Source organism: Arthrobacter sp. NPDC093128, from assembly GCF_040683875.1.
GTDB lineage: Bacteria > Actinomycetota > Actinomycetes > Actinomycetales > Micrococcaceae > Arthrobacter.
Genome location: NZ_JBFBEY010000002.1, coordinates 206,585 through 220,373, shown reverse-complemented (window position 1 = coordinate 220,373; position 13,789 = coordinate 206,585). Strand labels below are relative to the sequence as shown.

The 13,789-nt window shown below is 66.5% G+C and carries 12 protein-coding genes; 6 read left to right on the top strand and 6 right to left on the bottom strand.

Going from position 1 to position 13,789, the window contains the following annotated elements; genetic code table 11:
- Nucleotides 1–42 precede the first annotated feature (42 nt).
- Entirely contained in the window at nucleotides 43–774 is a 732-nt protein-coding gene (gene deoC / locus AB0N24_RS02950) for a deoxyribose-phosphate aldolase (protein WP_364120197.1), read from the top strand.
- 71 nt (nucleotides 775–845) lie between these two features.
- A complete protein-coding gene (locus tag AB0N24_RS02945; protein ID WP_104172667.1) occupies nucleotides 846–1,076 on the top strand; it encodes a hypothetical protein in 231 nt (76 codons plus the stop codon).
- A 109-nt stretch (nucleotides 1,077–1,185) separates the two neighbouring features.
- Here the strand turns inward: AB0N24_RS02945 and AB0N24_RS02940 are convergent, their stop codons facing one another.
- Nucleotides 1,186–2,010, bottom strand: coding sequence for a metal-dependent hydrolase (locus AB0N24_RS02940; RefSeq protein WP_364120194.1), 825 nt, complete (start codon nucleotides 2,008–2,010; stop codon nucleotides 1,186–1,188).
- 4 nt (nucleotides 2,011–2,014) lie between these two features.
- Nucleotides 2,015–5,692, bottom strand: coding sequence for a transcription-repair coupling factor (mfd, locus tag AB0N24_RS02935; RefSeq protein WP_364120191.1), 3,678 nt, complete (start codon nucleotides 5,690–5,692; stop codon nucleotides 2,015–2,017).
- A 207-nt stretch (nucleotides 5,693–5,899) separates the two neighbouring features.
- On the opposite strand from mfd, the gene AB0N24_RS02930 reads away from it, so the two are divergent.
- The 3 genes from AB0N24_RS02930 (at nucleotide 5,900) to AB0N24_RS02920 (ending at nucleotide 8,170) form a co-directional block, all read left to right on the top strand.
- Nucleotides 5,900–7,378, top strand: a complete 1,479-nt coding sequence (locus AB0N24_RS02930) for an SDR family oxidoreductase (RefSeq protein WP_364120189.1) — start codon at nucleotides 5,900–5,902, stop codon at nucleotides 7,376–7,378.
- Between the two features lie 68 nt (nucleotides 7,379–7,446).
- Entirely contained in the window at nucleotides 7,447–7,944 is a 498-nt protein-coding gene (locus tag AB0N24_RS02925) for a DUF2505 domain-containing protein (RefSeq protein WP_364120187.1), read from the top strand.
- Between the two features lie 4 nt (nucleotides 7,945–7,948).
- Nucleotides 7,949–8,170: a hypothetical protein gene (locus AB0N24_RS02920; protein ID WP_364120184.1), complete on the top strand. Its 222-nt coding sequence runs from the start codon at nucleotides 7,949–7,951 to the stop codon at nucleotides 8,168–8,170.
- 367 nt (nucleotides 8,171–8,537) lie between these two features.
- Here AB0N24_RS02920 and AB0N24_RS02915 read toward each other — a convergent pair whose 3' ends face one another.
- On the bottom strand, nucleotides 8,538–8,675 hold the full coding sequence (locus AB0N24_RS02915) for a hypothetical protein (protein WP_214952588.1): 138 nt from the start codon (nucleotides 8,673–8,675) through the stop codon (nucleotides 8,538–8,540).
- A 197-nt stretch (nucleotides 8,676–8,872) separates the two neighbouring features.
- Here AB0N24_RS02915 and AB0N24_RS02910 point away from each other — a divergent pair, with 197 nt between their 5' ends.
- Entirely contained in the window at nucleotides 8,873–9,097 is a 225-nt protein-coding gene (locus AB0N24_RS02910) for a helix-turn-helix domain-containing protein (protein ID WP_011691098.1), read from the top strand.
- Here the strand turns inward: AB0N24_RS02910 and sufU are convergent.
- The 3 genes from sufU to AB0N24_RS02895 all read right to left on the bottom strand — a co-directional run bounded on the left by sufU (nucleotide 9,094) and on the right by AB0N24_RS02895 (nucleotide 13,636).
- Complete coding sequence (sufU, locus tag AB0N24_RS02905) at nucleotides 9,094–9,579, bottom strand: Fe-S cluster assembly sulfur transfer protein SufU (RefSeq protein ID WP_364120180.1); 486 nt, start codon at nucleotides 9,577–9,579, stop codon at nucleotides 9,094–9,096. The two genes, AB0N24_RS02910 and sufU, sit on opposite strands and share 4 nt — an antisense overlap.
- Nucleotides 9,576–10,907 (bottom strand): SufS family cysteine desulfurase, encoded by a 1,332-nt coding sequence (locus AB0N24_RS02900; RefSeq protein ID WP_364120178.1) that lies wholly within the window; start codon nucleotides 10,905–10,907, stop codon nucleotides 9,576–9,578. The genes sufU and AB0N24_RS02900 overlap by 4 nt, the downstream gene beginning before the upstream one ends.
- A gap of 125 nt (nucleotides 10,908–11,032) precedes the next feature.
- On the bottom strand, nucleotides 11,033–13,636 hold the full coding sequence (locus tag AB0N24_RS02895) for a helix-turn-helix transcriptional regulator (protein WP_364120175.1): 2,604 nt from the start codon (nucleotides 13,634–13,636) through the stop codon (nucleotides 11,033–11,035).
- Nucleotides 13,637–13,789: the final 153 nt, after the last annotated feature.

Sequence of the window (13,789 nt, the reverse complement as noted above, 5' to 3'; positions counted from 1 at the left end):
GTTGCCCACGAGACCCGGCAGGCCCACCCAGGAAGGACCACCATGAGCAACGACGCCACCGCGCCCGGAATGCCTGACGCAGCAGCAGGGGCGGCGACCGCCCCGGCAGAAATAGCCTCCTTCATCGACCACACGCTGCTGAAGCCGGAGGCCAGTGAAGCGGAGATCCTCAAGGTCTGCTCCGAAGCCGCCGAATACCATTTCAAGTCCGTGTGCGTGAACCCGGTGTGGGTCAAGACCGTCACCACCGCGCTCAAGGGCTCGGGCGTGCTGACCTGTTCGGTGGTCGGCTTCCCGCTGGGTGCAACGCCCAGCGACGTCAAGGCCTTTGAAGCCCGGGGCGCCGTGCTGGACGGCGCCGACGAGGTGGACATGGTGATCAACATTGCCGCCGCCCGCGCCAATGACAAGGGTGCGCTGGTGGACGACATCAGGGCCGTCGCCGAGGCTGTGCACGCCAGTGACGCCATCCTGAAGGTGATCATCGAGACCGCACTGCTCAGCGATTCCCAGAAGGTCCTCGCCTGCGAGGCGGCGGTGGAGGCCGGCGCGGACTTCGTGAAAACGTCCACGGGCTTCAACGGCGGTGGCGCCACGGTGGAGGACGTGGCCCTCATGCGCCGAACCGTGGGTCCCGATGTCGGGGTCAAGGCCTCCGGCGGCGTGCGTTCACTGGCCGATGCTCAGGCTATGATTGCAGCAGGTGCAACACGTATTGGCGCCAGCTCCGGCATCGCGATCGTCAAGGGCGAACAGGGTTCGTCCGCGTACTGACAGATCCGGCAGCGCCACAGTTATTGAGCCCTTCGGGGCGTTTTGAGCCCTGCGGGGCCGAGGAGGAATGAATGTCCAAGACCGTTGATAGCCCCAAGACCCCTCAGAACGAGAACAACCCTGCAGTCAGCATCGTCATTTTCGTGATCATGATGGCCCTGTTCCTCGGCTCCATCTACTCGCTGTCCTTCCTCACGCTGGGCAACCCGTGGCCGATGGCTGTGTGCCTGGGCCTCTTCGCCGCGGCGTTCTGGATCCCGCAGACCGTCCTGGGCCGTTCGGATTCGGCCGGCGAGCACTAGGACCCACGACTTAAACAGCTGAAGCCCCCTGATCTTCCGGGGGCTTCAGCCATTTAAGCGGTCAGCCAGTTCAGCGGCCAGGCAGTCGACCGGCCAGGCAGTCGACCGGCTAGCCGGCGCCGAACAGGCCGCTCACCAGGGTGCTTCCGAACGCAAGCGCTGCCGGGTAGTGCGACTTGGCCAGTGCCCAGGCTGCCACGCACATTCCCACCATGGCGTAGGCGCTCACCGGGATCAGCACGAGCCATTCCCGCTTGGAGCCGGCCCGCCCCAGCAGCGGAATGGAAAAGGCGCCGTTCGCCTTCCAGACGTCGTTGAGCACCGGCAGTTTCCGCAGGAACTTTGGCGGCTTGATCACGATCGGCCACAACAGCGGCACTCCCCCGGTGGTGATCATATCTCCCACGATGTGCACCACCACGCCGGTCAGCATGGAGACGGGCAGCCAGGTCCACTGGTCCGGCGCGAACCAGGTCACCAGCCCGGCCATGGCTAGGGCGAAGAGCCAGTTGCTGATGAAGCCGGCCTTCGGGAACAGCTTGAGCGCCTTCGCGGCGATGTTGATCATGAACATGCAGAGCAGGCCGGCGCCCACCGACAGCAGTCCCCAGTCCGTCTGCAGCTGGATCTGCCCGGCCAGCGTGGCGAGCAGCACGAAGAACGCCGCCCCGAGCACCGAGTGCGTGCCCTGCCGGTGCCCGCCGCTGGCGTTCTCGATGCCCACGGCAATGACGTTGGACAGCGGCGGCAGCGAGTTGGCCACGGTGCTGTGCCGGTGGTCCCAGTCGCAAATCAGCGCCGTTCCCGCCGTCGCCATGCCGCCAATCAGGATGCCGGTGGCGTCCAGCGGGTACCAGCCCAGGGTGTACGGCCCCGTGGACGCAATAGCTACCCACGCCGCGGCTCCCGACGCGGCGTGATGTCCTCCCATCATTCTTTTATTTCACCGCCGGTGTCGCAGATACAGGGGTATCAGTGAAGATGTTCCGGATGACACCGTTGGCCCACTCCAGGATCTCTGCGTCCTGCAGGTCCCGGCCGCCGATTTTGGCGGTCTTCGGCTTGGGGATGAGCACGGCGTCGAGGGCAGGCTTGGACTGCGCACCCGGGTACATACGGTTGAGTCGCATGGTCTTCGATTCGGGCAGCTGCGCCGGTGAGAACTTGATGAAGTTGCCCTGCAGGGCGACGTCGGACAGCCCGGCTTCGCGGGCTCCCACCCGGAAGCGGGCGACGGCGATCAGGTTCTGGGCGGGCAGCGGCGGTTCGCCGTACCGGTCCACAAGTTCGGCCAGGACCTCGTCGATGGCCTCGTTCGAGAGCGCGGCAGCCAGCTTGCGGTAGGCCTCGAGGCGCAGCCGCTCGCCCGGCACGTAGTCGTGCGGCAGGTGGGCGTTGACGGGCAGCTCGATCTTCATTTCCGCGGCCTTTTCCTCGGCCTCGCCGCGGAAGTCCGCGACGGCCTCGCCCACAAGGCGGATGTAGAGGTCGAAGCCCACACCCTGGATGTGGCCGGACTGTTCGCCGCCGAGCAGGTTGCCGGCGCCGCGGATCTCAAGGTCCTTCATGGCCAGCTGCATGCCCGCGCCCAGTTCGTTGTGGGCGGCCACGGCCTTGAGCCGTTCCAGCGCCACCTCGCCCAGGGGCTTTTCCGACGGGTACAGGAAGTACGCGTAGGCGCGTTCGCGGCCGCGGCCCACGCGTCCGCGCAACTGGTGGAGCTGGGAGAGCCCGTATTTGTCCGCGCCGTCCACGATCAGGGTATTCGCGTTGGAAATGTCCAGGCCGGTTTCGATGATGGTGGTGCACACCAGCACGTCGAAGCGCTTCTCCCAGAAGTCCACAATGATCTGTTCCAGCCGGCTTTCGGACATCTGCCCGTGCGCCACCTCCACCCGCGCCTCCGGGACCAGTTCCCGGATCTTCGCCGCGGTGCGGTCGATCGTGGACACCCGGTTGTGGACGAAGAACACCTGGCCTTCGCGCATCAGTTCGCGGCGGATCGCCGCGGAGGTCTGCTTGTCCGTGTAAGGGCCCACATAGGTCAGCACGGGGTGCCGTTCCTCCGGCGGAGTGGCCAGCGTAGAGGTCTCGCGGATCCCGGTCAGGGACATTTCCAGGGTGCGCGGGATCGGGGTGGCGCTCATGGCGAGGACGTCCACGTTGGTGCGCATCTTCTTGAGCGCCTCTTTGTGTTCGACGCCGAAGCGCTGCTCCTCGTCCACGATCACCAGGCCGAGGTCCTTGAAGCCGAAGTCCTTGGACAGCAGCCGGTGCGTGCCGATCACAACGTCCACGGAACCGCTCTTGACGCCGTCGGCGGTTTCCTTGGCCTCCTTGCCGCTCTGGAAGCGGGAAAGCGGCCTGACCACCAGCGGGAAGCCGGAGAAGCGTTCGGTGAACGTCTCGTAGTGCTGCTGGGCGAGCAGCGTGGTGGGCACCAGCACGGCGACCTGCTTGCCGTCCTGCACGGCCTTGAACGCGGCGCGGACCGCGATCTCGGTCTTGCCGTAGCCGACGTCGCCGGAGATCAGCCGGTCCATCGGGATCTCGCGCTCCATGTCGGCCTTGACCTCATTGATGGTGGTCAGCTGGTCCGGGGTCTCCACGTACGGGAAGGCCTCCTCCAGTTCCCGCTGCCACGGGGTGTCCGAGCCGAAGGCGTAGCCGCGGGAGGCCATCCGGGCGGAGTAGAGCCGGATCAGCTCGCCGGCGATCTCCTTGACCGCCTTGCGGGCCTTGGACTTGGTGCTGGCCCAGTCAGCGCCGCCCATCTTGCTCAGCGCCGGGGTGTCCCCGCCGACGTACCGGGTGACCTGGTCCAGCTGGTCGGTGGGCACAAAGAGCCGGTCGCCCGGGGCTCCGCGCTTGGACGGTGCATATTCCAGGACCAGGTATTCGCGCACCCCGTCACCGCCACCGGCCACCCGGCGCTGGATCAGCTCCACGAACCGGCCGATGCCGTGCTGTTCGTGCACCACGGAGTCCCCGGCCACGAGCTGCAGCGGGTCCACGGCGTTCCGCCGTTTGGACGGCATGCGGCGCATGTCCTTCGTGGAACCGGCGGACGTGCGCCCCAGCAGGTCCGCTTCCGTCAGCAGTCCCAGTTTGAGACCGTCCAGGACAAAACCGCGTCCGACGGCGGCGGTGGTCACCTCGATGATGCCGGCCTGGGGTTCATCTGTGAGCGAGTCCACCCGCGCACACGGGATGTCGGCGTCGTGGAAAAGTTCGGCCAGGCGCTGCGCCGGGCCGGGGCCCTCCGTGGCAACCACGATGCGCCACTGGTCCCGGACGTGCGAGCCGATGAACTCCATCATCTCCGCCACGTCGCCCTGGTAGCCGCGGGGCTCCCGGGCGTGCAGGTTGAGCACGTTGATGTCCGGTGTCAGCTCTTCGTCGGTGGCCAGCGATGTAATGGACCACCACGAGACTTCCTGGCCGAGGGCGGAGCTGCGGGTTTCGGTCAGCGAGCGGAAGCTGGCCGAATGCAGCGCGGCCGAGGCCTGCGAAGTCAGGACTGTGTCCAGCGCCAAAGGCGCGACGCCGCCGTCGGACGCCGTGGACCACGCCGCCTCCAGGAATTCCTCATTGGTGGCCGCGAGGTCATGGGCGCGGGTGCGGACCTTCTCCGGTTCGATCACCACGGAGATGGACCCGGCGGGCAGCTGTTCCACGAAGGGGACCATGGCGTCCACCAGGACGGGGGCCAGCGATTCCATGCCTTCCACCGTGATGCCTCCGGCGATCTTCTCCAGCATGTCGGCAGCGGCGGGCAGCTGGGCCTTCAGCGTCGCGGCCCGGGACATCACGGAAGGGGTGATCAGGATTTCGCGGCACGGCGGAGCGTGCAGTTCCGTGGGGTGGTGCAGGCCGGGCGAGGAGAGCGACCGCTGGTCGGCTACGGCGAACCAGCGCATCTGGTCCACCTCATCACCGAAGAATTCCACCCGGACCGGGTGGTCCTCGGTGGGCGGGAACACGTCCAGGATGCCGCCGCGGACCGCGAACTCGCCGCGGTGCGTCACCATGTCCACCCGGGCGTAGGCGGCGTCAGCGAGGCTGCGAACCACGTCGCTGAAAGGGACTTCCTGGCCAACCCGCAGCGTGACGGGAACCAGTTCGCCCAGTCCGGCCACGATCGGCTGGACCACCGCCCGGACGGGAGCCACCACCACGCGCAGCGGTCCGCCGGAGGCTGTCTCGGGGTGTGCCAGCCTGCGCAGTACGGACAGGCGGCGGCCCACGGTGTCCGAGCGCGGGGACAGCCGCTCGTGCGGAAGGGTTTCCCAGCTGGGGAATTCAGCCACCGAATCGGCCGGCAGGTAGGCCCGCAGGGCCGCGGTGAGGTCTTCTGCTTCGCGACCGGTGGCGGTGACGGCCAGCACCAGGGGCGCCCCGCCGTCGTCGTGGGTTCCGTCCGGGGCGCCGAGCGCTGCCAGGCCGTCGGACATTTCCGCCAGCAGGGCCGCCCGCAGGCCGGCAGGCGCGCTGATCTGGTAGTCCTCGCTGCGGGATCCAAAGCTCCGGGACGCTTCAGCCTGCACCCGGGCGAAGGTCTGGTCTCCGGCGAGCGCACGGCGCAGGCCTGTGAGTGACGGGCCGTTGAGGCTCATGGCGGAAGCTCCTGAATGATCACGGGAATGCAGGCAACACGAAGACCCGAAATTCGCAAAGAATCCCGGGTCTTCCCAGCCTACCGCGACCGCGGAGCCGTGAGCACGTGCCCGATGGCCCGGCATTGATGAGCGGCCTTTGGAAAAACTTGGATTGCTAAGCTGGCTTTCTATCGACGCTTTCCAGGAACGTTCCGAGGAGATCCAATGAGCGGCACCCGCAAAACCGTGCTTGTCACCGGCGCCACCGGCTATATCGGCGGGCGGCTGGTTCCCCGGCTCCTTGAGGCCGGGCACACGGTGAAAGTCGTCGTGCGGACTCCGGCCAAGATCGCCGGTGTGCCGTGGCTGGAGCAGGTTGAAGTCATTCCCGGCAGCCTCGACGACGGCGACGTGCTCCGCGCAGCGCTGGACGGCGTCGACGTGCTCTACTACCTGGTCCACTCGATGGCGGCAGGCGCCGGGTTCGAGGCCAAGGAGAAGACCATGGCAGGGATCGCCGCACAGGCCGCAGCTGACGCGGGCGTAGCGCGAATCGTCTATCTCGGCGGCCTGCACCCGGAAGGCGCCGAACTCTCAACGCACATGCGGTCCCGGGAAGCTGTCGGCAAGGTCTTCCTCACGGGTCCGGTGGATGCGGTCGTGTTCCAGGCAGGTGTCGTGATCGGATCAGGGTCGGCGTCCTTCGAAATGATCCGGCACCTCTCCGAGACGCTTCCCCTCATGCCGGCGCCCAGCTGGGTGCGGAACCGGATTGAGGCCATCGCCGTCCGGGACGTGCTGCACTACCTCGTCGCCGCGGCATCCCTGGAAGGGCCCATCAACCGCACCTTCGACATCGGTTGCCGCCAGGTGCTCTCCTACGCGGGAATGATGAAGGAGTACGCCGCCGAGGCGGGACTGCCGCACCGCGTGGTGCTGGCGCTGCCCGTTCCCGCACCCAAACTCGCCGGCATGTGGGTGGCCCTGACCACGCCCATCCCGCTGTCCATGTCCCTGCCGCTGGTCCAGTCGCTCCAACACGACGCGGTGTCAAGGGAGCACGATATCGACAAGTACATCCCGTTGCCGGAAGGCGGCCTGACCCCGTACCGGCGCGCCGTCGCGCTCGCCCTCGGCAAGGAACGCGACGCCCAGGTGGAAACCACCTGGGCCAGCGCCGGCGCGGACGCCGACCCGCTGCCGAGCGACCCGGACTGGGCCGGGCACCGCGTGTTCGTCGACGAACGGAGCTATACCAGCCCGGCGGACCCCAAGTATGTCTGGACCATCATCGAGGGCATCGGTGGACGCAACGGCTGGTACTCCCTGCCGCTGGCATGGCGGGTCCGTGGATGGCTGGACAAACTGACCGGCGGGGCCGGTCTGCTGCGTGGCCGCCGGCACCCGCACCTGCTTGCCGAGGGCGAGGTGGTGGACTGGTGGCGTGCCGAGCGGATCGACCGCGGCCGGCTGCTGAGGCTGCGGGCCGAGATGCGCGCGCCGGGCCGTGCCTGGCTGGAGCTGTCGGTGGAACCTGACGGCACCGGCAGCCGGTACCGCCAGCGCGCCATCTTCTTCCCGAAGGGCCTCAGCGGCCGGCTGTACTGGCTCGCCGTGCTCCCGTTCCACAGCGTCATCTTTCCGGCGATGTCGCACAACATCACGGCCGCGGCGCAAAAGCTGGAGGCGGCCGAATCGGAGTAGGCGGGGCGCGCAACGTAGGATGTGTGAGGCAAAAACCATGGCCCATACCCCCAACCTATGGAGGAACAATGGCACTGAGTGCTTCCACCACCCTGCCGCACAGCGTCGATCGCGTAGCGGCGGTATTCGCCAACGAAGATTTCCAGCGCCACACCAGTGAACTGGTTGGCGGAACCCTTGAATCGTTCAAGGTCGACGGCGATGTCGCCGGCGCTTTCAGCACAACTTCGGTGCGCACCCTGCCCACCACCCGGCTGCCGGAGATTGCCCGGAAGTTCGTGGGCGACAGCCTCACCGTGACCCAGCTTGAGACCTGGGAGGCCCCCGCCGCGGACGGCTCGCGGCAGAGCAACATCAGCCTGAAGATTTCCGGTGCACCGCTGGACGTGAGCGCTGTGCAGCGGCTCATCGCCGAGGGCGGCAGCACCCGCATTGAGCTCGAAGGCAGCGTCACGTCCTCGGTTCCGTTCCTCGGCGGCAAGATCGCCGACGCTGCCGAGCCCATGGTGGGCAAGGCGCTGAACATCCAGTCGCAGCAGGCGCAGGCCTGGCTGGAAAGCCACTAATCCCGTGCAGCTCCCGGTAGCACTTGCCTGGATCCTGATCATCGCCGGCATCTGGTCCCTGGTGGTCTGGCCCCAGTTCCTCCGCCGTGTGATGAAGGATCCGCGGGCCCGCGACGCAGCAGGCAAGGCCACAAAGTTCCTGACCGTGCACGTGGTCCTGGTGTCCGTCTCCATGGTGCTCGGTGCCGCCACGGCGGCCATCGGCATCGCCGGCCTGGTCGCTTAGCCTTGCTCATCGGCCAGGCGGACTTAGCGACCGCCCGGCCGATGGACACTCGAGTACTCCGCGCGGAAAATGGAGTAGGCGGGGGCATAAATGAGGTGGACAACACGCTGTTATCCGATCGTGATAAGCCATAGATTTTGTGTTATGGATGCGAACGATATGGAACGGGTTTGGCACGGCAGCCACCGTAAAAACGACCGCAGAAATTGGTCGTTATATTTCGGCCTTACGTTATTGGGGCTTATCGCGTGGGTAATTCTTGTATTTCCCCACTAATCTTCAAATTTACACTACACAATCAAAACTCCGGTTGGTCCCCACCTGCCGGAGTTTTGTTTGCCCTGCCTGATTTCCCCGCCCTGCGGCGCTACCGGACAAAGTCGGAGTAGCCGGCAACGATGGTCAGTACCGTAAGTACCACCAGCGCTATAACGCACACAATTTCCGCCCTGCGGATCCTGTGCTGCGTCTGCCGCCATTCAGCGTCGTCCTGGATATCAGCCATATTTAGAGGCTACGGGGAAGCCCCGGACGCCACTAGAGTAGTCACTACTTGTCTTTTTCCCCATTGCCGTGCGCTCTTCACATCAAGCTCACCATGCCATAAAGTAGCGGTAAGATCGGCGATCGGCTCAGCGACGTTTATCTCAGGATCCAAGTACGTCCTCAGGATTGAACTACGTCCCAGGAGAGCTGAGCACAGTGGCCGCTGAAGGTTTTTCCAATACCCGTTTCCTCACAGTTTCCGAGGTCGCAGAAGTCATGCGACTTTCCCGGATGACCGTGTACCGGCTCGTCAAGGCGCACGATCTGCCGGCGGTCCGGTTCGGCCGGTCCTACCGGGTCCCCGAGCATGCCATCGAGGACTACGTCCAGCACCACTCCACGCTCGCGGATGACGAGCACCCGGAGGCCGGGAAGACCTAGCCGCTCGTGGATACGGCCTGCCGCAGGGCGTCCTCGGCAGCCACCCACGCCAGCATGGCGCACTTGACCCTGGCCGGATATTTCGCCACGCCCGCCAGGGCCGCCGCATCACCCAGGATTTCCTCGTCCGGCTCCAACCGGCCGCGTGAGCGCATGAGCTCCCTGAAGTGGCCGATCATTTCGTCCAGCTCCTCCGGCGACGCGCCTTCGGACAATTCGCTGAGTATTGAGGCCGAGGCCATGGAGATGGCACAGCCGTCTCCGTACCAGTGGATGCCTTTCACCGTCGGCTGCGCTCCGGCTGCTTCCAGCTCAAGGCGCAGCGTTATTTCATCGCCGCAGACCGGATTGAGCTGATGGCATTGCCCCACCCCCGCCTGCTCAGGCATGGCCGCGGCTTCGTCAGCCGTCAGGTCTGACCCGCTGCGGGTCTTTGCATGCTCCAGGATCAGTTGCTGGTACATCGCATCCAACGCGCTCATTTGGACTCCCCGGCGCTTCCTGCACCGAAGTAGGGCCGGACCTGGGCCACGGCCTCGAGCAGGAGGTCCACTTCGTCGGTGGTGTTGTACAGGTACGTGCTCGCCCGGGTGGTGGCGGTCAGGCCCAGCCGGCGGTGGAGCGGCTGCGCGCAGTGGTGCCCCACGCGGACGGCGATGCCCATGCTGTCCAAGTACTGTCCGACGTCGTGCGCGTGCACGCCGGCAACGTCAAAGGCCGCCAGGCCGAGCCGTTCCACGCCTGGTCCCGGCCCCACGACGCGGACTCCGTCGATGGCGCTCAGCCCGCGGACCAGCCGCTGGCCCAGCGAGGCTTCCCAGCCCGCAATACGTTCCATGCCGGTTTCGCGCAGGTAGTTCGCGGCGGCGGCGAGCGCCACCGCCTGCGAGATGGGCTGCGTCCCGGCCTCGAACCGCTGCGGCGCAGGGAGGTACTCCGCTTTTTCCATCGTCACAGTCGTGATCATGGAGCCCCCGGTGAGGAACGGAGGCATTGCGTTCAGCAGTTCCCGCCTGCCGTAGACGCCGCCGATGCCCGTGGGCGCCAGCATCTTGTGGCCGGAGAAAACAGCGAAATCGACGTCCAGGGCCTTGAAGTCCAAGGGCAGGTGCGGCGCGGACTGGCAGGCGTCCAGCACCACCAGGGCACCGACTTCCCGGGCCAGCCGTACCAGCTCGGATACCGGGTTGATGGTTCCGAGGACATTCGACGCATGCGTGAAGGCAAGGATCCTGGTGCGTCCGGTAACAAGCCGGGACGCCTCGTCAAGCCGCAACGCGCCGTCGTCGTCGATGGGGATGAACTTCAGCGTGGCTCCGGTGCGCCGGCAGAGTTCCTGCCACGGAATCAGGTTGGCGTGGTGTTCCATTTCCGTCACCACCACCTCGTCCCCCGGGCCGAGGGCGAAACGGCGGGCGTCGGCGCCAACGGTGCCGATGCTGGCATTGGAGAAGGCGTAGGCGAGGAGATTGAGCCCGGCAGTGGCATTGGCGGTCCAGACAAGCTCGTCCTCCGCGGCCCCCACAAAGCCGGCCACTGTGGCCCGGGCGTCCTCGAACGCGTCGGTGGCCTGGACGGCCAGATGGTGGGCTCCGCGGTGCACCGCGGCATTCCTCAGTTCGTAGAACTCCTGCTCGGCTTCGAGCACGCTGCGGGGGTTCTGTGAGGTGGCGCCGGAATCCAGGTACACGAGGGGCCTGCCGTTGACTTCCTGATCCAGGACCGGGAAGTCGTTGCGGATGCGCAGGACCTCGACTTCACTTAACGCGACGTGGGTGTCTGCGGTAGCGGGAGTGGATACCATGACCAAACTGGAGCTCCTTGATAGGCAAGACCTGCCGACAGCTCACTGCAACGGCGAGGCACACCGCTTGGGTCCGCGGTGCTACTCCTCAATTGTCCCACTATTGACCGGTGCGGATTCCGGGCCCGGCATCACTGCCCTGCCGCGTCCAGGCTTTTCCACAGTTCTGCGAGCTCCTGGCGGCGGGAAACCCCAAGCTTGCCGTAGATCCTCTGCAGGTGCGCGTTTACCGTGTTCACGGCTATCCCTAGTTCCGCCGCGACCCGTGCGCTGCCCAAGCCCGAGACAACAAGCACCGCCACTTGGCGCTCCCGCTGTGAGAGCTTGGCCGGATCCGCCACGGCCAGCCGGTTCTTCGCTGATCCGCCGGACCGCGTTGCGCCGGGCACGTATTGGCCGGACAGTGTTTCGCCGGAGACCGGCCCGCTGTTCCCGTCACTCGACCACCGCCATTCGGCAGCCCCGTCGGCGGCTTGTTCACTTCCCTGCTTCTCAGGCCGTGCCGTTACGCCGAGATTCAGGAGTTCAAGAGCCCGGCGGCCCCGGCCACCGCCGCCCGGCGCCTTGGCCGGTTTTCGGAGCGTCCTCGGGGGCGGACCTGCGGCGCCGGTAACGGCCGGCCGTGCCACGGACGCGTAGGTTTCAGCGAGCTTGGCCGCGACGTCGCCGGCGGCGGACCGGTCGCCCCCCGGCGAAGCCGCGGCGCCGGGCGCCTGCGCCAGATCCCAGGCCAGCCACTCGACGGTGGCCTGCGCGCCAAGCGTGAGGGCCAGCAGGTCATCCGGGTCACCGGATATTCCGCCGCCCGCCCCCTGCGCGCGTACGGCGGCACGCCTGGCGGCTGCATTCCGGCAAAACATCATGGCCCGGAAAAGTTGCAGCGGCCCTCCGGGGTAGCTCATCCATTTGGTGCAGCCACGTTCGTCCGCAGCCCCGGCGCCGGGAGCCTGCCCCAGGCTCGTCAGGTTGGAGGCGTGGATGGTAAGCACCGTCGAGTGGAAATCAACGCTGCACCGCGGCAGGCGCTCCACCGCGTTGAGGGCCCGGGTGGAAAGCGCGACGGCGTCAGCGGACTTTCCCCGCACGGACAGTCCCTGGGAGGCCAGCGCCAGCAGCAGGATACCGGCGTGGGTTCCCGGTGCATCGTCATGACCTGAGTGCCCGCTTTCGCAGAAACCGTCGGGACAGAGGCGGTGGAACAGCTCCCCGCCCGGACTTGGCCAGTTCCCCTCCCTGGACTCCAGGAACAGCTGCAGGACGTCCAGCTCATCCTGGACGGCGTTCTGGTAGGTATCGGCGGCCGAATCACCAACCGACGCGGCGGCCGCAAGGCTCAGGCGCCGCCTTGCCCCGTCCAGCACGGAGTTGAGCGCATCGCGGCCGGGATTCATCGGCATTAACGCCTGCAGGAGCAGTGACACCGCGCGGGCGAACTCAATGCTGAGCACGGCCGGCGTCGTTTCCACGAGGCTTCTCAGCAACTCCGCGCTCTTGCCGTACTGGCGGGAATGGAACAGGGCCCGGGCAGCCTCCGTCTGCGCCATCAGCTGGAGCTCGGGCGCCCTAACGGTTTCGGCCGCCCGCAGCGCCCGCTCACTGTCATAAAGGTTGTTCGCAGTGGTGGCCACAGCCAGGAGATCCAGGTCCGGAACAGTCCACCCGGCATCTAGTGCTGCCTCCACCCGGCGCAGGAGATCCCACAGCGGTTCCTCACCCCGGCGGTCTGAATGTGCGGACGCTGTGTCCTGTATCTCCAACGGCTTCGTCTTACCGGGAAAATGCCGGGCCGCGCTGGCCTCAACCTCGTGGTTGAGGGTGACGTCCGCGCCGCCGTCGCTCCTGATCTGGAGGCGGATCACATGGCGCTGCTCCAAAGCAGCCAGGGCCTCCGCCGGCACTGCCCGGGCAAGGACGGACAGTGGAGCCGGATCAGCAGCTGCCAGGAATTCGACCACTTGGCGCTGGACCGGCGGAAGGGCCTCAATCCGCCGTCGGGCCAGGTCAAACTGACGTGTTTCCCCCGGTCCCAGCGGACGGACCATGGCGCAGCTGCCGTCACGCTCCACTATCTGGCCGCCCGCCAATGCTTCCTCGACGAGCCAGCTGGCCGTTAACGCATTGGCTCCGGAGGCGGCGTGGATGTCGCGCACCAGGCTGCGGCCGGGGCGGGCCGGCAGCCGGTGCTCAAGGAAGGTCCGGAGCTGCTCCAGCGTCAGTTCCTCCAGGGTCACCACGGACAGCTGCCGGGCCACCACCGATTCCATCAGTTCCATCTGGAGTTGCCGGTCGGCACGGTGGCTTGCCAGCATCTTGATGTCCGGTTCCGCGAGAAGCTGGTTCAGGACCCACAGCGAGGTGCCGTCCAGGTGGTCCACGTTGTCCAGGACCATCAGGATGCCGGTCTCCCCGGGATCCTGATTCCGCAGTGCATCGCGGCAGGCCGCCGTAATGGTCAGGGGCGACACCTTTGCCCCTGCCGGCAGGCCCGGCGCCAACACGCTGCCGATGCCGAACTTCATCCGGCGGCAGGATTCGGGAATGCTGTGGGCAACAACGGTCAGCTGTCCGGAGAGCGTCTCCGAGGCGGCTGCAAGGAACCTGGTCCGGCCCGAGCCGGCAGCCCCTGTAACGATGACTCCCGAACTCCCGGAGCCGGAGAGTGCGCCAACTGCCGCCCGCAGTTCGGCCTCCCGAATGACCCGGGGGAAAGATGAATTTCCTGCCCAAACGTCCATGGTTGCGTCAATTCCTTTGCCGCGGAGCGTGAAGTTCCGGACCGCCCCCAAAGCCACCTGCCGGCATTAGCAAGTCCTACGCTACCTAGCTACTGTTGGCGCTGGCGTGAGTAGTGACTACTCGAATATCCGAGGCCGCCTCCCGCGGGCCCG

Bases quoted from the DNA above. Each gene is read 5' to 3' on its own strand.
- AB0N24_RS02895 (WP_364120175.1), bottom strand. From the start codon at position 13,636: ATGGACGTTTGGGCAGGAAATTCATCTTTCCCCCGGGTCATTCGGGAG.
- AB0N24_RS02945 (WP_104172667.1), top strand. From the start codon at position 846: ATGTCCAAGACCGTTGATAGCCCCAAGACCCCTCAGAACGAGAACAAC.
- mfd (WP_364120191.1), bottom strand. From the start codon at position 5,692: ATGAGCCTCAACGGCCCGTCACTCACAGGCCTGCGCCGTGCGCTCGCC.
- AB0N24_RS02915 (WP_214952588.1), bottom strand. From the start codon at position 8,675: ATGGCTGATATCCAGGACGACGCTGAATGGCGGCAGACGCAGCACAGG.
- AB0N24_RS02930 (WP_364120189.1), top strand. From the start codon at position 5,900: ATGAGCGGCACCCGCAAAACCGTGCTTGTCACCGGCGCCACCGGCTAT.
- AB0N24_RS02925 (WP_364120187.1), top strand. From the start codon at position 7,447: ATGGCACTGAGTGCTTCCACCACCCTGCCGCACAGCGTCGATCGCGTA.
- deoC (WP_364120197.1), top strand. From the start codon at position 43: ATGAGCAACGACGCCACCGCGCCCGGAATGCCTGACGCAGCAGCAGGG.
- AB0N24_RS02940 (WP_364120194.1), bottom strand. From the start codon at position 2,010: ATGATGGGAGGACATCACGCCGCGTCGGGAGCCGCGGCGTGGGTAGCT.
- sufU (WP_364120180.1), bottom strand. From the start codon at position 9,579: ATGAGCGCGTTGGATGCGATGTACCAGCAACTGATCCTGGAGCATGCA.